The organism is Halalkalibacter sp. HAAS-P013 (genome assembly GCF_056619925.1).
Genome location: NZ_JBWQTU010000013.1, coordinates 172611 through 194603, shown reverse-complemented (window position 1 = coordinate 194603; position 21993 = coordinate 172611). Strand labels below are relative to the sequence as shown.

The following is a 21993-nucleotide window of genomic DNA, read 5'->3' as shown; positions in this document are numbered from 1 at the left end:
TTCGCATTTAACCCAAGTGCAATCACTAAACTAATAATATTTACGAGAACGGTTGAGACAATAGCAAACTTAAAGGTAAATATGTAAGCATCCATGGCTCTTGAGTCCTGAAATACATTAATATAGTTTCTTAACCCAACAAAGTTCCAATCTCCATAACCTCGATAGTTCGTAAAACTATAGAACACCCCTTGGATGACCGGAAACGTATGAAACGTAAAAAAGATAATAAAAGCAGGAAGAATCATTAGTAAATAAGGATTCATTTTTTTCTTCATTGTTACCCTCTCCTTTATGAGGAAAGGGGCTCTTGTTGCCCCTTTATTTCATTATTGTCTCGCTTGTACTTTATCCCACTCATTGTCTAGAGTTTGTAGAAATTGATCAACATCTTTGTTGATTAAGAACTCTTGAATTAAGTTCTCTACTTGCATTCCTGGGAAGTAGTAGTGGTCAGCAAAGCTTGTGATCGTACCTTCTTCAAAGTGTACTTGTAAGTCAACAACCGTTGGGTCTTCTTGGAATACATTTTCTACAGCTGAGAACAGTTTTTGCTCATCAATATAGAACTGAACATTTTCTTCTTCTAATAAGAAGCTTACAAATTTCATTGCTTCTTCAGGATGCTTAGCGTCTGAAGAAATCGTAAGCAATGTATCAACACCTGAAACTAAACGGTTTTCCTCAGCATTGTTTGTCGCTGGAAGAGCGAATGCGCCGATTTCGATATCAGGATTTGCTGTTAGAATTTGGCTAATCGCCCATACACCTTGCATATACATCACAGACTCACCGTTAGCAAAAGCTGTATTTCCTTGGTTGTAGTCTGTACCAAATACATCATTATCTGTGTACTCCATCATTGTTAACATTTTCTCTGCTACTTCTGGATAACGCTCGGCAAATGTCGTTTCATCAGCCAGACGTTTCTCGAAGAAGTCATCGCCGTGTAAGTTTGATGCTAGTGCATTAAACGGTGGTAATGCAGTCCACGCTTCTCCATACGCTGAATAGAATGGTGTTTCGCCAGCCGCTTCAATCGCTTCAGCTACTTCAATAAACTCATCCCATGTTGTTGGAATTTCTAAGCCTAGTTCTTCAAATTTTGTTTTATTGTATAGAACTGTATTAGCATTCGTAGAGTGTGGCAATCCATTAACCTGTCCACTATTTGCAAGTTGATCAATCATCTCAATGTAGGCAGGAATTATTTTGTCTACGTTTGCATCATCAGTAAGATCAGCGAATGCTCCTCCACGTGCCATTTCTCCATAAACACTGTTTCCATTCATTGCGACAATCTCTGGAACTTGGTTCTGTGATAAACGAGATAAGAGAACTGTCTCTGATTCTGGTACGTTGTTTTGTTCAATATTAATTCCTGGATTTTCTTCTTCAAATTTCTCAATTAATTTGTCATACGTGCTAACTGCTTCTGATTTAAACTGGAAGAACTCAAGAGTAACTGTGCCATCATCAGCACCACCGCTTCCTCCACCACAGCCAGCTAATAAACCTATTGCTAAAAAGCCTGACATTACAGTACTAACTAATTTTTTCATCTAATAATCCCCCAATATTTGTTATATATTTTGTACTTTTAACTTTACTAGGCTAATATTCTTTAACTAACACCTCCTAATAGAAGTTAAATCACTCTTTACAAAGTAAACGTTTTCGTAAATGGACATTAAGATAGGTAAACATCTTGTAAGATGTTTATAATGTTTTAATCTACTAAATTAACTAAATGTAGGGAAAACGTTTACGTAAATTCCTAAAAAAAACCTCATTCATAAGCTTTCACTGTTTTTCGTTCGACAATATGATGAGGTACAATTCGACTTTCTACTGTTTTTCCTGTTTCAAGCATATCTAAAAGCAACTCGGCTCCCAACTTCCCCATTTCATATAAAGGCTGAGCTAATGTTGTAAGAGGAGGAATGGCCATTTGAGAGATCTTTAAGTTATCATATCCGATGATTGATAACTCGTTAGGAACATGAATACCCATTTCGAATGCATCTGACATCGCACTTACAGCTAATTCATCACTCGCTGCAAAAACAGCCGTGATACTTTCATCTTGTTTTAATAATCTTGAAAGCATTCCAGTTCCTGTTTCATAATAGAACCCAGAAGTAATTACTAGCTTCTTTTCTTCGAATGGTATCCCATGCTCCTCTAGCGCCTGCTTATATCCTTCAACTCGTGGACGCCCTGCTATTTCATCCTCGATAGGTCCACTAATCATTCCAATACTTCGATGCCCTTTTTCTATTAAATACCTAACAGCACTATAAGCAGCATGTTTATCATCAACTTTCACATAAGGAAGTGGAAAGCGATAAGATTGCGTTGCCAATAACACTACAGGAACATCCATCTCTTCTAAGATTTTATAATAATCATCGGTTATTACTTCACTTGTGAAGATAATACCATCAACTCGCTTTTCATTTAAAACTTGTAAATACTTCATCATACGTTTTTTGGATGAGTCAGTATGACAAACAACAACACTATGTCCTCTATTATGGGCAATTTCTTCAATCCCTTTTAAGATATCTGATGAAAACATACTTGAGACATCAGGAAACAGTATTCCAAGTGTTTGTGTTCGTTTGTTAATTAAACCTCTTGCAATCGCATTAGGCTGATAACCGAGGTCTTTAATCGCTTCTATTACCCGCTCCTTCGTTTTGAGTGAATAACCTTGTTGGTTATTAAGAATGCGAGATACAGTTGCTATTGATACATTTGCTTTTTTTGCTACGTCCTTTATTGTAGGAGTCATATTTTCACCTAATTAAAATCAAGTTACGTAAACGTTTACTAAGGTAATAATATAAACTTTCATAAGTTTTGTCAAGCGCTTTCACGTAACATAATTAATTTGCTTTCAACGAATTTCTAAACTCACTAGGGGTAATACCTTCCCTCTTTTTAAAAACCTTAATAAAATATTTATCATTTTGATACCCGACTGAATCTGATATTTCATATATTTTCAGGTATGGGTTTTTAAGTAATTCTTTCGCTTTTTCAATGCGAATTTGCATCAAGTAATCGGTGATTGTCTCATCATATTCCTGCTTAAATTTCCTCGAAATATATTCCCTGCTTAAAAAGAAACGATCTGCAATATCTTGAAGCTTAATATCTTTTTGATAGTTTTTCCTAATAAACTCCTCAATCATTTGAACACTATTTTTCTCTTTTTGGAATTTGCAACCAGATACCATCTTGATAAGATGATCAAACTCTTTTTTCTTTTCTTCTTTAAATTTACAAAAAGAGAAGCTTCCATTCTCTTTCCAGTAATGCACCCCTTTATACAATAATTCACGTTTCTTAAGCTCATACTCTTTTAACCAGTGATCTTTTAAAATAGCAAACTGCGATTCCCAAATGTCAATTTGTTCATAAGGGAAATAGTTGTTTTCTTCAAATATTGTGAAAATACGATCTAAAATTTCATTCATTTGTTCCAAACTTCCACTTTGAATGGCCCATTTTATCTCCTCCGAGTAGTCCAATAAATAAACAGATAAAAGGGAATTCACTACTTGCTTCTCATTGTCTAGAAGATTATAATTACTCAATTTATGACTTGCAGATTCATATGCATGTAGGAAGCTCGTATGTTGTTCACCAACTACAATTGGACATCCAACTTTTTTAGAAATTGTACGAATTAACCTAGTTGCTGTAGTCTTCTCCCATAAAAAAAGGACTATTTCTTCCTCCTTGTTGATGTTTCGAAATGCAATGCCATTACGGCCTAGTATGTCATTACACTCCAATAACACTGAGGAAAATGCACGTTCATTATCACCTTCATATTTGGCAGATAAAAGTATTTTCATTGGAAGGATCGCAATAAAACAAGGTTGACCTGGTATTTTCACTCCAAATTCTCTTTCCATCTGTTCTAGTAGTTGACTAGAAAGTTTTTCCTTGTTCAGAGCACTTGAAAGAAGATGATCCAAAATCACCTTATCGTTTTCTAATACAGATAATCTTTTTTGATTCTGTTCCTTCCATTCTTTAACCGCGCGCTCTAACGTTTCATTCAATTCATTTGGATTTATAGGCTTTAGAATGTAATCAAAACTACCATAGGTAATCGCATTCTTCGTATATTTAAAGTCATCATAACCGCTGACTACAATTGTTTTGGAATGAAATTCGGAGGAATGTATCCACTTTAGTAAATCAATCCCGTCACATCTTGGCATACTCATATCCGTAAAGATAATTTCAGGTTGATGGGCTGAAATTAATTTAATCGCTTCATTTCCATCTGCTGCCTCTATGATGGTTTGAATTCCAAATTTATCCCACTCTGCTAACAGCATTAATCCTTCACGGACATGTTTTTCATCATCCACTATGATTGCTTTCATGTAGATCCCCCTCCAATTTTAATGGTAGCTTTATGGTTACTTGAACCCCACCTGAGCTGCGATTTTGAATCTTGAAAATCACTTGATTAGAATAATAAAGTTGTAGACGAGCGTACACATTTTTTAAGCCAATAGAAGAATCAACTTTTACATATCTATCCTTTTTATAGAGGTGGTCCTGTATTTCCTTTAAACGTTCATTAGGTATTCCAAAACCATTATCACGAATGGCAATAAATAGATAAGATTCTTTTTTCTTGCAGACGATCTTAATCTCACCTAGTCCTTCCCTTGTATCGAATCCATGCTTGAAATAGTTCTCAATAATTGGCTGTAAAATCATCTTTGGCACTTGTATGTCTAGGGCACCTTCTTCTACTTCCAAGATATAATTTAGATCTTCCCCGAATCGTTGCTTTTGCAAAAGAAGATACGCTTTTGTATAATTAACCTCTTTCTCTAAAGGGACAACATCTTGATCCATATTCATACTATATCTCATAATCTGAGAAAGGTCAGTTAGAGAGGAATAGACATCAAGTGCTTTGTTTTTCAACGCCATCGTCCCAATTGATTGTAATGTATTATATAAAAAGTGTGGATTTATTTGTGAATGCAATACTTTTAATTGGTTCGTCTTATTTTCAAGTTCTAACTTGTATTCTCGGTTAATTAGATGATTGATTCTTTCAATCATCATCTTGAATCTTTGTCCTAAAATACCAATCTCATCGTTACCAAGTGAATGAAATTGAGGTTGCATATTCCCTTTTTCAACTTCCTTAATATTTTGTACGAGCACCCTAATGGGCGAGGTAATCTTAAAAGAGACAAAAAAGGTTGCCAATATAACTAGTGTTAATCCAACAACTCCAAAAATAATATTAATCAAAGCAACACCGTACGCGCTTTCATACAAGGTGGTGTGTGGGATTCTTTTTACTATAAGCCAACTTCCCGTAGCATCGGAAAGGCGATCAAAAACGACCACTCCTTGAAACGTTGCGTCTTTCCACTCAATTGTTCCACTTTGTTCTTCCGATTCTATGATCTCATTTATCCATCCTGAGTTTAGATCATCTCGTACGTCTGCTGTTGAATGATAAATGAACTCTGCATCCGGTGTCATAATATAAAATTCCTCTGTACTGTTATTATACAGATAATGACTCAACTCATTTATTTTTTCTGGTCTAATTTCCAACGTTATATAGGCAAGAATATGATTAGCCGGTACATTCCGAAATGCACGGTGAATGAAAAATGATTGATCTGTTGGTTCAATATAAATATTATTTGGATTTTCCTTGGCTCTCTGGTATGCTTCTATGTTTGTGTCTGCTTGTTTAGAATAAACCAGCGTAGATCTCCTTGATAGTGACACCGTTTGCTGATCCCCAACTATAGTCATGTTAACTTGGTTAATGCTATCATCACTATACAAAAGAGCTCGTAACACATTATGCACGGTTCCCATCGACAAATAATCATTACTACTATATGTTTTTCTTAAATAGCTCATAAAATCAGGATTGCTATAGAAAGACAAAGTATAATTATTTAATTCTCTTAAATAGTTTTCTATATTTACCTTTCCTTGATAAAGCAAATTCACATTTTCCTCTATCGTCTGATCCTTCAATGATTCCTTTGTATAAATATAGGTCACGACAATTGAACTACCAAAAGGGATAATCGTTATTAATAATAATAGAACAATCAGTTTATTTCTTATACTTGTTTTAAACAACGATATCTCCCCCGAAGCTTTAGTTCTTTCTAGAGTATATAGCAGAAAGCATATCTACGTATAGATATGCTTTCTGTTTTAATATGGTAGTTAAATCCTGTTATTTCAAGTTATCCCACGTAGCTTGGAATTTTTCTAATACTTCTTCATACTCAATTTGTCCTGCTACGTATTCTTGTATAGCTGCAGCAAAATCTTGGTTTGCACCATCTGGCCACATGAACCATGTCCAAGGAATCGTTTGTTCTGCTAATGAGTACTCAAGAATTGACTCTCCTAACGCTCCTAATCCTGCTGGTTCAATATTATCAAATGCCGGAATGAAGGCAAACTCTTCTGTCATGTAACGTTGGCCAGTTTCAGAGGAAACCATCCAATCAAGCAATAATTTTGCTTCTTCAAGATTTTCTGAGTTTTTGTTAATAGCCCAGTTATTCGGTACTCCTACAGGAATAGCATTTGCTTCTGCTTCATCATTTAATGGAATAGGTAAGAACGCCATATTCATATCAGGGTTGATTTGGTAAATCATGTTCTCAGTCCAGTTCCCTTGTTGAATCATTGCAGCTTCACCTGAAGCAAATAATGTAACTTGTGTATTATAATCAGTTGTTAACGGGTTTGTATTTCCATAGCCAATCTCTGTATCAATCACTTGCTTAAATTCTTCAAAGTGCTTGTTTCCAACAAATGTTTCTGTTCCTTCTGATAATCCTTCGATAAAGGCAGCAGGATCATCTTGTTGAGCAAATGGAATATTTAGTAAATGCTGGCCAATTACCCACCACTCACCATAACCAGCTGCAAATGCTGTAATTCCGTTTTCTTCTAGCTTTTCTACCGCTTCTTGCAATTCAGACATCGTTGATGGAACTTCCGTAATACCAGCTTGCTCGAACAAATCTTTGTTATATGCAAATCCATACCCTTCTAAGTTAACAGGCATTCCATAAAGATTGCCATCAGCATCTGTCATAGGTACTTTCCCAATTGGTAATAAGTGATCAACCCAAGGCTCATTAGAAAGATCTGCTAGATGCTCTTTCCAAAGTTCTAACTCATTGAATCCACCGTTATTAAAGATGTCTGGCTTTTCACCTGAAGCAAATTTCGCCTTTAATGCTGCACCATAATCCGCACCGCCACCTACTGTTTCAAGCTTCACTTTAATATTTGGGTGCTCAGCTTCAAATTCTTTTAACATTTCTTGCAGCTGATCTGCAATTTCGACTTTAAATTGGAAGAAATTTAATGTTACAACCTCGTCACTACTGCCTGAGTCAGAATTGCCTCCAGCATCTGAACTAGAACTTTCTTTGTTATTTGATGAACAACCTGCGATAATACCAACTGCTAACAACATCGACACACAAAGCAATAAGAAACGTTTCATAGTAATTGCCTCCCTAATCCCCATTTTTTACTTCCTATTTTTAAACTTTTGCAGCGATTGCTACAAAATTTGAATCCAATCTTACTTAATTGAACCTGAAGCAATCCCTCTAATAATGTGCTTCTGTAAGAACAAGAAGAAGATAATTACTGGTGTAATCCCTAAAACAAGTGCTGCTAATCCCATATCCCACTGTTTTGTATATTGAGCAAAGAATGAACTTGTTGCAAGTGGAATCGTTCTTAACGATGCATCTTGTAATACTAATAGTGGTAACAAGTAATCATTCCAAATCCATAGTGTATTTAAGATGATAACCGTTACGGTAATTGGCTTTAAAAGCGGGAACACGATTCTCCAAAAGAGACCGAACTGGGAACAACCATCAATTCGCGCTGATTCCTCCACTTCAATCGGAACCGTTTTTACAAACCCATGATAAAGGAAAAGTGAAAGCGGCACGCCAAAGCCAAAGTACATGATGATGATGCCTGGTATGCTATTCATAATTCCTAACATTCCACCAAGCTTTACAAGTGGAATCATAACCGTTTGGAAAGGAATAACCATTGCTGATACAAATAAAATGAATAAAATCTTACTAAATTTCCCTGGTGTTCGAACCATTTTCCAAGCTGCCATTGAACTGATAACAACAAGGCCGATATTACTAAATACTGTAATGACAAGCGAGTTAAAAAACGCTCTCGGGAAATCAAGGATTTGCCATACGCTTACATAGTTTGAGAACAACCATTCACTTGGTAATGCAGCAGCATCGACCAAAATTTCAGAGAACCCTTTCAATGAGTTAACAATGACGAAATAGAAAGGAACGAGAAAGATAATAGCGATACATATTGCGAATATTTCTAATACAAACGTTTTTTTCGTATACTTCACTACGCCTCAACCTCCTTCTTCTTCGTAATCATAACTTGAATCGTTGTAAATATAGCGACAATCAAAAAGAATAAGATTGACTTCGCTGAACCTATGCCATAATTATTATTCGTAAACGCTTCTTGATAAATGTTAATAGCAACTGATTGAGTGGAGTTGAATGGGCCACCACCCGTTAACGATAAATTCAAATCAAAAATCTTAAATGCCATCGAAATGGTTAAAAAGAAACAAATTGTAAACGCCGGAAGAATCAATGGGATAATAATCTTTCTTAATGTCGTTAAGGCACTAGCCCCATCAATTTTAGCAGCTTCCAGTAATGAAGTATCGACACCTTGCAGTGCAGCGATATAGATAACCATCATATATCCACTTATTTGCCAAGCAAATACGATAACGATACCCCAGAAGGCTGTCGTTGCATCCCCTAACCAAGGCTTGAGGAAAAAAGAGATATTCGTTAACTCTCCAATCGCTGCAAAACCTCTTACAAAAATAAACTGCCAAATAAATCCTAGTAATAAACCACCAATAACATTAGGAATGAAGAAAGCCGTTCTTAATAAGTTTCGTGTCTTTAACGCCGTATTTAAAATTAATGCAAACGAAAATCCTATTATATTACTGATCAAAACGGCTGCAAACATAAACTTTGTCGTAAATAGAAATGAGTCAAAGAACCTTTGGTCATTCGAAAATATTCGTTTGTAGTTTTCAAGTCCAACCCATTCAATGGAAGAACTAATCCCATTCCACGAAGTAAATGAATAATAGATGCCCATCAAAAATGGAATGATTTGAATGACAATAAAGAATAAAAGTGCAGGTCCCACAAAAGCCGCATAAGATAATAATTTCTTTAGCTTCAGTTGTCTAGTAGAGCCAATTTTCAACTTCGTATCCGCTTTCACTTTTGTTGCTACTGTTGATTCCAACAACCATCACCGCCTTTTAATTTGTAACCGTTTTCTTAATTCTTATTATAGATTGTAAGATTAAGAGAAAATAGTAACAATATTGACGGAAAAGGTGCACTTTTGTGACATGATAAGCTATTGCCTATAATTGAATTTTTCACGACGAAAACGCGCCCCTCAAGAATGAGGAGGCGCGTGATAGCAAAGTTACTAACGTTATTTAGAATATAATCGTAGCTTTCCAATAATATGGTCAATTACTTCTTTCATATTGGCTGATCCTCCAAGATCTCTCGTTTTGATCCCTTCTCCAATCGTTTCTTTGATTGCTCTAAATAACACTGAACCTAACTCTTCAAAGCCAAGATGATCAAGCATCATTTTGGCTGTCCATAGCTGACCGATCGGATTGGCAATCCCTTTCCTAATAATATCTGGTGCTGAGCCGTGTACGGGTTCAAACATGGACGGATATTTGCCATTCAGATTAATATTAGCAGCGGGGGCAATGCCGATGCTCCCCATAATCGATGCACCTAAGTCGGTAAGAATATCTCCAAATAGGTTACTCGCCACCACCACATCAAAATGTTGCGGCTTTGAGACGAAAAATGCTGCTAGAGCATCGATATGATTGCTTTCTGTTTCAATCTCTGGATAAGTATTTGCAACCTCTTGAAAAACTTCATCCCAAAATGGCATGCTATGAACAATTCCATTTGATTTCGTTGCACTTGTAACCCGGCCTTGTCGTTTCTGTGCCAATTCAAATGCATAACGGATCGTTCTCTCTGTTGCTTTCCTAGTAAATACTGCATTTTGAATAGCAATTGCGTCTTCACCACTATGAATTCTACCGCCTACTTCACTATACTCTCCCTCACTATTTTCACGAACAACAATAAAATCAAAATTGTTTGGTTCTGCTAATGGTGATGTCACTCCTTCAATATACTGCGCAGGGCGAATGTTAATCACTTGTTCACACTCACGGCGAATCTTAATTAAGAGGCCCCATAGTGAAACATGATCAGGAACTAGCCTCGGGTTCCCGACAGCCCCTAAATAAATCGCATCTGTTTGATGAAGCCTAGCCATCCCATCAGTTGGCATCATAATTCCGTGTTCAAGATAATACTCACAGCTCCACGGATGAGTTTCATATTGAAAGGTTACTCCTCCATGAATCTCTGCTAATGTGTCTAGAACTTTTAACGTCTCATGGACGACTTCTTGACCAATCCCATCTCCTGGAATTACGGAAATTTTAAATTTTGACATATTAACTCTCTCCTCCATAACTTATAAAAGGGACAGATACTAGTTTTCATAATACAAGACTGTATACTATGAGAACTAAACTCTATCCCTTTCTATCTTTTAATCGTTATTTCCTTTATACTTTTACGAATACTTTAAGACCTAAACTCAGATGGATAAACCGTTAAGTCAATCCCCCATAACAACGGAAGTAAGAAATAGACTGCGAGTGTAATTAATATGATGGATAAGATATTTATCCAGAAACCGTTTTTCACCATCTCAAATATTTTCAACTTCCCTGATGCAAAGATAATTGCATTTGGAGGGGTTCCAACTGGTAGCATGAACGCACAGTTTGCTGCAATTGCTGCTGGAACCATTAACGCAAATGGATGAATTCCAAGCGCTAATCCTAAAGCAGCTAACACTGGTAAAATCATCGTTGCCGTTGCTGTATTAGATGTAATTTCAGTTAAGAACAACACAAGAGCTGTCGTAAGAGCAATAATTAAGATGAAGTTCACGCCTTCTAAAACGGTTAATTGTCCACCGATCCAATCAGCCAAACCTGATTCACGGAACCCAGCAGCAATCGCTAAACCTCCACCAAATAGTAGCAAGATTCCCCAAGGAACATCTCTAGATACATTCCAATCTAGAATACGTCCTCCCTTATTAATAGAAGGAATTAAAAACAATAACGCAGCTGCAAAAATAGCAATCATCGTATCATTAAGACCTGGAATGGTCATAATTTGCCCTTCCCACAAAAACGTTCTAGTAATCCACATAAATGCAGCAAATGTAAAGACTGCTAATACAGCTGTTTCTTCAAAACTAATTTTTCCTAGCTTCTTCTTTTCATTTTCAATAAGCGCCTTTCCACCAGGTAACTCTTTCAACTTTATTGGATGAGCGACTCTGGTTAAAAACAACCAACTACTAATTAGCAAGATTATAACAATCGGCGCTGCAAAGAATAGCCATGAAGCAAATGAAATTTGAACCCCGAACAGCTCTTGTACAGTTGCGGCTAGAATAATATTAGGTGGTGTTCCAATTAACGTTCCTAATCCACCAATCGTTCCAGCATAACCAATACCAAAGATTAATACTTTTGAAAACTTTGCTTCTTCATTTGCTAGATTTTCTTTATTTTTTAACGCTTGCGCTACTTGATACGTAATCGCAGTTCCGATTGGAAGCATCATCATAACAGCTGCTGTATTAGAGACCCACATCGATAGGAAACCTGTCGCTGCCATAAAACCAAAAACAATTCGCGACGGGCTCGTTCCAATAAATGAAATGATGTTTAAGGCAATTCGTTTATGAAGGTTCCATTTCTCCATTGCAAGTGCAATCAAAAATCCTCCTAAGAATAAGAAAATAATTGGATTTCCATAAGCGGCCGTAACCGTATCACCATTTAGTGCACCGGTAATCGGCAATAAAATAATTGGCAAAAGGGATGTTGCTGGAATGGGGATTGCTTCTGTAATCCACCATGTTGCAACCCATAAAGTCGTTGCCAAGACCATGCGTCCTTCGTAGCTTAATCCTTCAGGAAAGAAAAAGAGCACAACTGCCATGAAAAGCAATGGGCCTAGTATTAAACCAACCTTTTGTGATGGTCTGTAACTAGGAGGCTTTTGTTTATAAGACTCATTTTGATCCTGTTCAACAACTTCCATTTTTTTATTTGTTCTAATTGGCAAAGAAAACAAAAGTAATTTTTTGGACTGGTTATGTGAATTCCATAGTTGGTTCCAAACTGAAGAAATACTTGCTTTCATTTAAACTCCCCCTATCTTATAAAAAACAAGATCATCAACTAATTGGCAACATACCACCTGGTTGATTAATTATTCTGATTATAAAGCGCTTTCATAATTGCAACAATATAAAGTCCTTACTGCTCTTTTTGGTCTTTAAGTTCTTACTTAAATTACAAATAAAAAATTAAGAAAAAACACCCAAGTCATTATACAAAATAATAATGACTTGGGCGTCCTACACTTCCATATTTGACTTGCACTTGAATTTTTTCAATTTGTTCTAGATGTTCTAAGTATCTTCTAACAGTGACTCGTGCCATACCTAAAGCCGAAGCCAATTGTTCAGCAGTTACAGGTTCGGATACATCAACAAGCTTTAACAAAATTTGTTTCATCGTAGTCTCACTTAATCCCTTTGGCAATGATTGACCACGTTGTTTAATCTGCTTCATATCATCTATATCTGACTGACTAAAGGAAGGAGTATTATTTAACTTGTACCACATCTTATGATATGTTTCTAAAGCTGTCTTAAAGCGATCAAACCTAAAAGGCTTAACTAGATAATCAACGGCACCTAAACGAAATACTTCATGAATTGTTGCTGCATCTCTAGCAGCGGTTATCATAATGACATCACATTCGAGTTCCTGGCTACGGAGAGACTTTAACACATCAAGCCCTGATTTATCTGGTAAAAACATATCCAATAACACGACATCTGGCGTCGTTTCAAGTATCCCAATTTCAGCATCTGCTCCATTTGTAGCTGTTCCGCATAAGCGAAAAGGTGGAACCTTTTCTAAAAAACCAGTATTCACTTCCAATACCATTGGATCATCTTCAACAATAAAGACTTTAATCATTCATTTCCCCCCTCTTTTCTAGCTTCAATAATCATCTCTGTTCCCAAACCTTCTTCTGATTCAACTGTTATTTTTCCGTTATGTGCCGATACAATTTGGTGAACGAGTGCCAGTCCAATACCTCGACCTTCTTTTCCTTTCGTACTAAATCCATATGTGAGAATCTTTTTTTGTATTTCTTTTGTCATTCCACTCCCATTATCTCTTACACTTATCATTAAATGATTTTTATTTATTTCTATTAGACATTCAACTACTTTGTCTTCAGCAGCATTTTCGAATGATTCAAAAGCATTTTCGAATGATTCAAAAGCATTTTCAATTAAATTCCCTATGATCGTTACCATATCTCCTGAACTTAGGCTACCATATATTTCAGTTAGATAGCTATTTTGTTCTATTAAAAATGTAATTCCAAGTTCTTTTGCCCTTGACCGTTTTCCAAGTAAAAGACCTGAGACTGAATAATCTGTAAAGCGTTCTTTTAGAAATAAGATAATGCTTTCCTCATCAACTGTTTCATCCATGATTATATCTAAAGCATCTTCCGTTCGATCTAATTGGATAAGACCAGCAATACTGTGGAGCTTGTTCATATACTCATGATTCTGAGCTCTAAGTGCATCAACCAAAGCTTTAACTCCAGTTAGCTCCTCTGCTAGACGTGTTGCATCCGTTCGATCAATCATCGTTACTAGTGTTCCTGCATAGGTTGCTTTTACATGGATAGGATACGTTGATATCAGATAGTTCTTATCAAAAAAAACAACATTTCGGTTAATCCTTTGTTCTTTCTGCTCATTCGAGTCCCCCGATTGCGGAAACACGTCTTGTAGATGCAATAGGAAGTTTCTTTCCTCACCTTTTATATATCTTTTCGCTAAGCGATTCATAAAAGTAATCTGCCCCTGTTCATCTAATGCAATAATACCAATATCCATAGCCTGCATGACCGCTGAGCGCTCTTCTGCTAACTTGGCAATTTCGTATGGCTCAAGTCCAAAAGTCTCTTTTTTCACACTACGAGCTAATAGATAAGAACCAACTAAACCAATTAATAACCCCCAAATAAGTGCAGTGAATAGATCCTGACTATACGTTGCAATGATTGCCTGAAGGGTCGGCGTTAATATACCAACTACAGCTACACCTACTTGTTCAGCTTCTTCTTCATCCATAATTGGCACAAAGGCTCTTGTCGCATTGCCTAAAGTTCCTACTGCGATAGATACATATTCACGATTGGTTAACGCCTCTAGTTCATCCCCACCTACAAATGTTTCTCCAATTAATTCTTTATTAGGATGAGAGTAGCGAATACTATTCATATCAATAATGACGATATAGTCAACATTCGTTGCCTTTCTTGTTCGCTCAGCGATTGGTTGAATCACCGTTGCTCCTCCCTCTTTCCCAACATGTTGACGGATATCAGGCATTTGCGCCACAGTCCTCGCAATAGCAGTCGCGCGTTCTCCAATTTCTTTTTCAAATGCATCAGTAATATTGTGAATCATATTCCAGCCAATCGTCATAACAGAAGTGATCACTATGACAAAAGACATGAGTAACATTTTAACGCGTAAGCTTATTTTCATTGATTTTCATCCTTAATAGGTTGATTAATTTGACAAAACTATGTTGCCTTATTTAAATAATAAAGGATTGACTAATTTTCATAAAGAAATTATAGTAACCGTACAAAAAATCCTAATATGTAAGTACATGATTAATTAGTTTGTAATATCGGTTTTTGATATTACATTTCGTTAGAGGAAAGTATTATACAACAACAGCAAAAGGTAATTTAGTCCTACGAGGCTAGAGCAAAAGCATTTGAGCTTTTTAAAGAAATAAAAGAATAAAGAGGTGGTACAATGGAAGATCAGAAAGGAAACATTGTTAGAAGGTTATTGGAAATACTCCTTGTTTCTACCCGGCTTGGATTCACTTCATTTGGTGGTCCAATTGCTCACCTAGGGTACTTTCATGATGAATACGTTCGTCGAAGAAAATGGATGGATGAAAAAAGTTATGCTGATTTGGTTGCACTATGTCAATTTTTACCTGGCCCTGCAAGCAGTCAAGTAGGGATTGGGATAGGAGTTATGCGTGCCGGTATACTAGGCGGGATTGTCTCATTTATAGGATTTACCTTACCGTCTGTCCTTGCTTTAATCATCTTTGCTTTAGTGCTTCACAACTTTGGATTTACCGATGCTGGCTGGATTCACGGGTTAAAAATTGTTGCTGTGGTCGTTGTAGCTCATGCCATTTTAGGTATGGCGAAAAATTTGACACCCGATGTAAAAAGAAAAACGATCGCCTTATTTGCTGTTGTGGTCACGTTACTATGGCAAACTGCTTTTACACAGGTTGGGGTTATTATTGTAGCTGGATTGGTTGGATTTCTCATTTACAGGCATCATACATTGGATGATCACTCAGATGAGAGCCATTTCCCTATTTCCCACCGATTTGCTGTTATTTGTTTAACTTTATTTTTCGGGTTGCTCATTGCCCTACCCCTCCTTAGAGAAGCAACGAACCTAAACTGGATTGCTATGTTTGATAGCTTCTATCGTGCTGGTTCGCTAGTATTTGGTGGAGGTCATGTCGTGTTGCCATTACTAGAGCGTGAATTTGTACCAGCTGGTTGGCTAAGTGCAGAAGAATTCCTTGCTGGATACGGTGCAGCCCAAGCAGTTCCAGGACCATTATTTACATTTGCAGCCTATATCGGTGCAGTCATTGATGGTTGGCAAGGCGGATTGCTAGCAACAGTCGCTATTTTTTTGCCAGCGTTCCTCCTCATTTTAGGGACATTGCCATTTTGGAACGTATTACGTCGCAACCCCAAAATCAAAGGAGCTTTAATGGGAGTGAATGCTGCCGTAGTCGGTATTTTAATTGCTGCCCTTTATCACCCTATCTGGAAGAGTTCCATTTTGTCAGCGGTTGACTTTGCTTTTGCAGCAGTGTTATTTAGCATGTTAGTATTCTGGAAAATGCCACCTTGGGTGATTGTTGTGACTGGTGCGTTAGGTGGTTTTTTATTATCCTTACTTTAAATCGATAAAGAACTAACTTATAAAATTTGATATGGTGAGAATTAGTACTATGGATCTAGCATAACCTACACCATTTGATGATTTGACAAACTAAACAAGCTTTGGGATTTAACTCCATTGCTTGTTTTTTTCTGTCTTCATAATTATCATACAAAAGATGATCTTAGCATTTTAGCGTCTGCTCCTAAAGCTCATAATAAATCCTTTTGCACAATTCAACATTTATCCCTTTAACTTTCAGCTCTTCAACAATTACTTTTACTGGTTTCATTCGCTTGCATTTAACAATGCTATCAATTGTACTTTTTACTCCACTATTACCACTATAGGTCATATCAGTAAGATTCATTGGTTTATCCCCCTCCAAAACTGTTTCTAGCTTTGTACATTTTTAGTATAAAAAATGATTGTGAACTGAGTATGAACTTTGCTTATTCCCCATAATGTTCATGAAAATAACATAGTTCTCCATAATTAAATCACTATATGAAAACAACACGCCCTCCATAATGGAAAGCGTGTTGTTGCTTAAATCTTTTCTTCTAAATCACTTAAACAAATAACGGTATAATTAATCCAGCAAGCAACAAGATCAATGCTCCACCTAATCTTGAAGCAATTTGTGCAAATGGCATTAGTTGCATTCGTTTTGCTGCTGATAATACAGCAACGTCACCTGTTCCTCCCATGTTTGCCATACATAGTCCAGCAGAAATGGCAGATTCAATTGGGTAAAAGCCTACTAGTCTTCCAAGTAATGCAGCACCTAAAACAGCTCCAAATACGACACCAGCTACGAGTAATACATATTGGATACTTAATGCAGCAAGTACAGCATTTAAGTCTGTAAAAGCTACACCAATTCCGAATAATAATGCAAGTGTCCAAGTCTTAGCGACAAATTGATACCACTGACTTGCCCCTTCTACCACGTTTTCAGGAATCAGATTTGCAATTTTAGCAATTGCGACCAAAATAATCATTAATGCATATGGGTGAAGTGGGATTATAGCTCCTAGTAAGTGTCCACATGCGAAGAATAACAAAGCAGCTAACAATCCAATTCCCATTTTAGAAATATCAAATGTTGATTTCTTCTCTTCCAATTTAAATCCAGGAATAAGCTGTCCATTTCCTGATAACGAAGGAACTTTATTACCGAGACTATTCAAAAGACTTGCAAATACAATAGCAAAGACATTTCCTAGTGCTAATGCAGGTACAAGGATCGAGATGTAATAACTAGGCGGATTCCCTAAAAATTCCGAATATACTTGCGCCATCGGAATCGCACCTGCCCCCATTCCACCACCTAAAATCGGTAAGGCAATGACTAAAACAGCATCTTGAACCGAAAAACCAATTAATAATCCAACTAATCCAGCTATCAGCATCGCCCCGAATACGGCTCCAATAATTGGAACAAAATAACGTGCACCAATTTTCACGAGAACTTTTGAATTCATTCCTAAAATACTTCCGGTAATTAATGCGGCAATATAGAAATCGAGGAAGCCGCCCGTTGTCATGAACTCATCAACACCAGCCGAAACACTTTCAGGCAAGATGCCACTATAGACCAAATAAGCAGAACCAAAGATTGCAACAATCGCTCCTCCACCTAAATAAGATTTAATAATAGGCAGACGGTCACCTATCCAACCAAGCGCTTCACCAAACACTACCATTACGAGTAAACTCCCAATCATTCCTGTCGGCAAAGTCCCAGTATAAACAGTTACAATCGTAATTGTTAAAAAAATTGCAAACCATAATATTGGTAGACCCATTACTTTCATTTGTTTGTTAGGGTTAAGATCATCATATATTTTAGATTCTTGAATTGTTACCTCATTATTTTCAAGCTTTCTTGCTGTCTGTTCCATTCTCATCACTTCCCCGCTATCTAATTTACTATTTAACTTGATTTAACAGTTACTCGGTCTTTTTCTAACGCTGATTTTGTTACAGCTTCTGCAACAACCTTTGGTACTTCTTTATTCAATGCATTTGGAATAACATAAGTTGCGCTCAACTCATTTTCCGGGATAACGTTTGCAATTGCATATGCAGCAGCAATTTTCATCTCAATCGTAATGTCCGAAGCTCCAGAATCAATTGCTCCTCTGAAAATACCTGGGAATGCTAGTAGATTATTGATTTGATTTGGATAGTCGGAACGTCCGGTGCCAACTACTTTTGCTCCTGCTGCAAGCGCTTCTTCAGGATAAATCTCTGGGATTGGATTCGCCATCGCAAAAACAATCGGATCTTTAGCCATACTCTTCACATGTTCTGTCTTTAATGCTGCTGGTCCAGAAACCCCAATAAACACATCCGCATCTAAAATGGCGTCTTTTAATGTACCTTGAATATTTTCTTTATTGGTCACCATGGCAATTTGCTTTTGACTTGGGTTTAACCAATCTTCACTTTTATTTACAACTCCTTCTAAACTAACAAGAGTAATATTGGTGAAGCCTGCATGTAAAAGCAATTTAGCAATGGAGATGCCTGCAGCTCCTGCACCATTTATGACAATTTTGATTGCTTTCATTTGTTTCCCGACTACTTTTAGCCCATTTAGTAAACCAGCTAACACAACAATCGCCGTACCGTGTTGATCATCATGGAATACAGGAATATCAAGGTCTTTCTTCAATCTATCCTCAATTTCAAAACAGCGTGGAGCTGAGATATCTTCTAAATTGATACCCGCGAACGTTGGTTGTAGCGCTTTCACTATTGCGACAATTTCGTCTACATTTTTTGTATCAAGACAAATCGGGAAGGCGTCTATATTAGCAAAGTTTTTAAACAGCATACATTTCCCTTCCATTACAGGCATCGCAGCACCCGGTCCAATATCACCTAACCCCAGTACAGCCGTTCCATCAGTTACAACTGCTACCATGTTTCCTCTAGAAGTTAGGTTATTGATTTCATGAGGGTTCTTTTCAATTTCCTTACATACATCACCAACTCCAGGTGTATAGACAAGACTTAACTCTGCTTCACTCTTTATTTCTACTTTACTTACGACTTCTATCTTCCCCATATAATCTCGGTGTAATTGAATCGCTTTTTCCTTTAAGTTATTAGGCTTCATTTTTATTCCTCCTAAGTTGTAATCGGTTTCAACTAATCTACAGTTAGTTTAATAAATTCAAACAATTTGTGACAGTTTATGAAACTTAAGAAACCTTTTGTAATTAAAAAAAGCAGCCAATGGCTGCTTAAAATAGATTCTGAAATGTTGATTTCGTCAAATCTTTGTTTACATATAAATAGACTGGCCTCCCAATGGCCCCATACGTCATCCTCTCTCCAAGTACACCAATTTCTTTCAAGTATTTTATATACTTCCTGACAGAGACGCGAGATACTTGTACTCGTTCGGCAATTTCATCAGTGGAAAACGGTTCGGCTTCTTTTTCAAGTATCCCGTTGACAATGACTTGCAAAGTATTGGCGGTTAACCCCTTTGGTAATGACATCTGCTTCTTTTCATTTTGATGAAAAATTTTACGATCTAACTCTTCCTGCTTCAGAGAATTTTGCTTTTTAAGCAAATGATTCTTTTCTCTATAGGTCGTTAACGCTTGATTAAATCGTTCAAATTCAAAGGGCTTTATAATGTAATCAACCGCCCCAAACCGTAAAGCTGTTTGGATTGAGTCCACATCATCAGCTGCTGTCACAAGGATAACATCAATCTTCCACTTGTCTTTTTTTCGAATCTGTTGAAGCAATTCTAATCCATTCTTCCCAGCCATATAAATATCCAACAACAGTAAATCTACTTCTTCATGATTGATTACTTCCAACGCTTCATTATAAGATTTAGCTATGGCTACTAACTCAAAACCTTCGACTTCTTGTAAGTACCGTTTATTAAATTCAGCTACCATTGGATCATCATCTAAAATTAATACCTTAATCAATAGAATTCTCCTCTGTTTCATATGGAATCTCAACGGAAATGGTTGTCCCGAAACCAGTAAATGTATCAATAATTATATGACCATTAAGCTCATCAATACTTGCTTTTACAAGAGCTAGACCATAGCCACGCTCTTCTCCTTTTGTTGAAAACCCTTTTTCAAAAATATCCTCTAAATCCTCTGTCTTAATCCCTGGACCAGTGTCCTTCACTTCCAATTTTAACCTGGATTCCTTAAATGATAGAACGACGTCAACTCTTTTAAAAGTGCAATCTTCCACTGCTTCAATTGAATTATTAATTAAATTACCTAAAATCGTAATGATCTCATGGTTAACATCAGCCGATTTCGGTTTCGGAATAACATTTTCACTTTTTACTGAAAGCTTAACCCCACATTCCCTAGCATAACTCAATTTCCCTAACAAAAATCCCGATAATACGGCGTCTTGAATATCTGTCACTTGCCCAATTTCATGATTTTTATGATCAACTAATTCAAGAATAAACGTTTTTAGTTGTTCATATGCACCGATTCGCACCATTCCAAGGATGACATGAAGGTTATTTTTCACCTCATGAGATTGCGCCCTTAGCGCATCTACATAAAGCTTTACACCTGTTAACTGTTCGGCAAGCTCATTGACCTCTGTTTTATCCCTTAGTGTCGAAATCGCCCCAATAACCTTATTATCAACAATCAGTGGAACTCGGTTCACTAATATAGAGATATCATTAATCGTAATTTCTTCTGCAAGCTCTTGTTTCCCTGTTTTTAATACACGCTCGAGCCCATTCATTGGTAAATACTCCGTTACATTCATCCCTATTGGTTCGGGTGGGAGTCCAGCTTTTTCAAACAATTTTGAAGCTGATTTATTTACAAGTGTGATTTTCCCGTCCCGATCAACTGCTATGATTCCTTCATGGACGGAATGAAGCATTGCATTTCTTTCTTCTAATATCTTCGCAATTTCAGGAGGCTCTAAGCCATATAATGTTTTCTTTATGTATTTAACAATGAGTAACGCACCAATTAGTCCTACTAATAACCCTAAAAGTGATCCAAGAATAATATTTCTATGGTTTTGATTGATCATTTGTTGAATGTGCTCTAATGAAATTCCTACGGCAACAGCACCGATTTGTTCATTCCTCTCGTTCATAACAGGAGAAAATGAACGTAATGAAGTTGTGAGAGTCCCTTCAGATATCGAACTATACTCCTCATTTTCAAAAACTTGAGCTTCATCTCCACCTACAAAGGGATGTCCAACTAACTCAGGATTGGGATGTGAATAGCGTATCCCATTCATATCCATAACAACAACAAAAAGAACATCAGCTGATTGACGAACATCATTAGCGTATTGCTGAATCTCTTCAGCCCTTCCTTCTACTAATCCATTTTGGACAATCTCTGACTGTGCAACAATCCTTGCGACCGTAAGTGCTTTTTCTTCTTCATAACGAACACTATTATCATTAATCGATCTACTTACTAAAAGATCTGTAAATAATAAGGAAAGAAGGACGACAATAAAAACGAGCCAAAGGATGATCGTACGCATTTTAAACTTCTTAATTAACAAGTGCTACCTCCTTCCTCTTCTCATTCGTATAAAGATAATGATAAACAATAGGACTGTTATTCTCAAATCTAAGTCTAAAAAAAAAGCTATACCGTATTATTTTCG

General features: G+C 36.7%; 17 protein-coding genes and 1 pseudogene. 1 reads left to right on the top strand and 17 read right to left on the bottom strand.

Annotated features, from left to right (window positions below):
- The 12 genes and pseudogenes from AC1FXP_RS17855 to AC1FXP_RS17800 all read right to left on the bottom strand — a co-directional run.
- Positions 1 to 278: pseudogene (locus tag AC1FXP_RS17855) on the bottom strand (sugar ABC transporter permease); the annotation flags it as partial.
- 51 nt (positions 279 to 329) lie between these two features.
- Positions 330 to 1562 (bottom strand): ABC transporter substrate-binding protein, encoded by a 1233-nt coding sequence (locus AC1FXP_RS17850; RefSeq protein WP_480063337.1) that lies wholly within the window; start codon positions 1560 to 1562, stop codon positions 330 to 332.
- A gap of 227 nt (positions 1563 to 1789) precedes the next feature.
- Positions 1790 to 2797: a LacI family DNA-binding transcriptional regulator gene (locus AC1FXP_RS17845; RefSeq protein WP_480063336.1), complete on the bottom strand. Its 1008-nt coding sequence runs from the start codon at positions 2795 to 2797 to the stop codon at positions 1790 to 1792.
- Positions 2798 to 2891: 94 nt separating this feature from the next.
- Positions 2892 to 4409, bottom strand: coding sequence for a response regulator transcription factor (locus tag AC1FXP_RS17840; RefSeq protein WP_480063335.1), 1518 nt, complete (start codon positions 4407 to 4409; stop codon positions 2892 to 2894).
- On the bottom strand, positions 4387 to 6159 hold the full coding sequence (locus AC1FXP_RS17835; protein ID WP_480063334.1) for a sensor histidine kinase: 1773 nt from the start codon (positions 6157 to 6159) through the stop codon (positions 4387 to 4389). Before AC1FXP_RS17835 ends, AC1FXP_RS17840 begins: the two co-directional genes overlap by 23 nt.
- Before the next feature lie 100 nt (positions 6160 to 6259).
- Positions 6260 to 7552, bottom strand: coding sequence for an ABC transporter substrate-binding protein (locus tag AC1FXP_RS17830; protein ID WP_480063333.1), 1293 nt, complete (start codon positions 7550 to 7552; stop codon positions 6260 to 6262).
- An 81-nt stretch (positions 7553 to 7633) separates the two neighbouring features.
- Positions 7634 to 8455, bottom strand: coding sequence for a carbohydrate ABC transporter permease (locus AC1FXP_RS17825; protein ID WP_480063332.1), 822 nt, complete (start codon positions 8453 to 8455; stop codon positions 7634 to 7636).
- Entirely contained in the window at positions 8455 to 9351 is an 897-nt protein-coding gene (locus AC1FXP_RS17820) for a carbohydrate ABC transporter permease (RefSeq protein WP_480063348.1), read from the bottom strand. Before AC1FXP_RS17820 ends, AC1FXP_RS17825 begins: the two co-directional genes overlap by 1 nt.
- A 240-nt stretch (positions 9352 to 9591) precedes the next feature.
- Positions 9592 to 10656, bottom strand: coding sequence for a tartrate dehydrogenase (locus AC1FXP_RS17815; RefSeq protein ID WP_480063331.1), 1065 nt, complete (start codon positions 10654 to 10656; stop codon positions 9592 to 9594).
- A gap of 134 nt (positions 10657 to 10790) precedes the next feature.
- Entirely contained in the window at positions 10791 to 12434 is a 1644-nt protein-coding gene (locus AC1FXP_RS17810; RefSeq protein ID WP_480063330.1) for an SLC13 family permease, read from the bottom strand.
- 188 nt (positions 12435 to 12622) lie between these two features.
- On the bottom strand, positions 12623 to 13282 hold the full coding sequence (locus AC1FXP_RS17805) for a response regulator (RefSeq protein WP_480063329.1): 660 nt from the start codon (positions 13280 to 13282) through the stop codon (positions 12623 to 12625).
- Positions 13279 to 14880, bottom strand: coding sequence for an ATP-binding protein (locus AC1FXP_RS17800; protein ID WP_480063328.1), 1602 nt, complete (start codon positions 14878 to 14880; stop codon positions 13279 to 13281). The genes AC1FXP_RS17805 and AC1FXP_RS17800 overlap by 4 nt, the downstream gene beginning before the upstream one ends.
- Positions 14881 to 15159: 279 nt before the next feature.
- On the opposite strand from AC1FXP_RS17800, the gene AC1FXP_RS17795 reads away from it, so the two are divergent.
- Complete coding sequence (locus tag AC1FXP_RS17795) at positions 15160 to 16353, top strand: chromate transporter (protein WP_480063327.1); 1194 nt, start codon at positions 15160 to 15162, stop codon at positions 16351 to 16353.
- A 184-nt stretch (positions 16354 to 16537) separates the two neighbouring features.
- Here the strand turns inward: AC1FXP_RS17795 and AC1FXP_RS17790 are convergent, their stop codons facing one another.
- The 5 genes from AC1FXP_RS17790 to dcuS form a co-directional block, all read right to left on the bottom strand.
- Positions 16538 to 16702 carry a hypothetical protein gene (locus AC1FXP_RS17790; protein ID WP_480063326.1) on the bottom strand — a complete coding sequence of 55 codons (165 nt, stop codon included), beginning with the start codon at positions 16700 to 16702 and terminating at the stop codon, positions 16538 to 16540.
- Between the two features lie 202 nt (positions 16703 to 16904).
- Positions 16905 to 18239: a 2-hydroxycarboxylate transporter family protein gene (locus AC1FXP_RS17785; RefSeq protein WP_480063325.1), complete on the bottom strand. Its 1335-nt coding sequence runs from the start codon at positions 18237 to 18239 to the stop codon at positions 16905 to 16907.
- Positions 18240 to 18271: 32 nt separating this feature from the next.
- Entirely contained in the window at positions 18272 to 19462 is a 1191-nt protein-coding gene (locus tag AC1FXP_RS17780) for an NAD(P)-dependent malic enzyme (RefSeq protein ID WP_480063324.1), read from the bottom strand.
- A gap of 127 nt (positions 19463 to 19589) precedes the next feature.
- Positions 19590 to 20297: a response regulator gene (locus AC1FXP_RS17775; protein WP_480063323.1), complete on the bottom strand. Its 708-nt coding sequence runs from the start codon at positions 20295 to 20297 to the stop codon at positions 19590 to 19592.
- Positions 20290 to 21888, bottom strand: a complete 1599-nt coding sequence (gene dcuS, locus AC1FXP_RS17770) for a DcuS/MalK family sensor histidine kinase (RefSeq protein WP_480063322.1) — start codon at positions 21886 to 21888, stop codon at positions 20290 to 20292. Before dcuS ends, AC1FXP_RS17775 begins: the two co-directional genes overlap by 8 nt.
- Positions 21889 to 21993 lie beyond the last annotated feature (105 nt).

Coding starts and splice junctions, on each gene's coding strand:
- AC1FXP_RS17780 (WP_480063324.1), bottom strand. CDS start 19,462: ATGAAGCCTAATAACTTAAAGGAAAAAGCGATTCAATTACACCGAGAT.
- AC1FXP_RS17845 (WP_480063336.1), bottom strand. CDS start 2,797: ATGACTCCTACAATAAAGGACGTAGCAAAAAAAGCAAATGTATCAATA.
- AC1FXP_RS17795 (WP_480063327.1), top strand. CDS start 15,160: ATGGAAGATCAGAAAGGAAACATTGTTAGAAGGTTATTGGAAATACTC.
- AC1FXP_RS17850 (WP_480063337.1), bottom strand. CDS start 1,562: ATGAAAAAATTAGTTAGTACTGTAATGTCAGGCTTTTTAGCAATAGGT.
- AC1FXP_RS17805 (WP_480063329.1), bottom strand. CDS start 13,282: ATGATTAAAGTCTTTATTGTTGAAGATGATCCAATGGTATTGGAAGTG.
- AC1FXP_RS17815 (WP_480063331.1), bottom strand. CDS start 10,656: ATGTCAAAATTTAAAATTTCCGTAATTCCAGGAGATGGGATTGGTCAA.
- AC1FXP_RS17810 (WP_480063330.1), bottom strand. CDS start 12,434: ATGAAAGCAAGTATTTCTTCAGTTTGGAACCAACTATGGAATTCACAT.
- AC1FXP_RS17785 (WP_480063325.1), bottom strand. CDS start 18,239: ATGGAACAGACAGCAAGAAAGCTTGAAAATAATGAGGTAACAATTCAA.
- AC1FXP_RS17830 (WP_480063333.1), bottom strand. CDS start 7,552: ATGAAACGTTTCTTATTGCTTTGTGTGTCGATGTTGTTAGCAGTTGGT.
- AC1FXP_RS17840 (WP_480063335.1), bottom strand. CDS start 4,409: ATGAAAGCAATCATAGTGGATGATGAAAAACATGTCCGTGAAGGATTA.
- AC1FXP_RS17800 (WP_480063328.1), bottom strand. CDS start 14,880: ATGAAAATAAGCTTACGCGTTAAAATGTTACTCATGTCTTTTGTCATA.
- AC1FXP_RS17790 (WP_480063326.1), bottom strand. CDS start 16,702: ATGAATCTTACTGATATGACCTATAGTGGTAATAGTGGAGTAAAAAGT.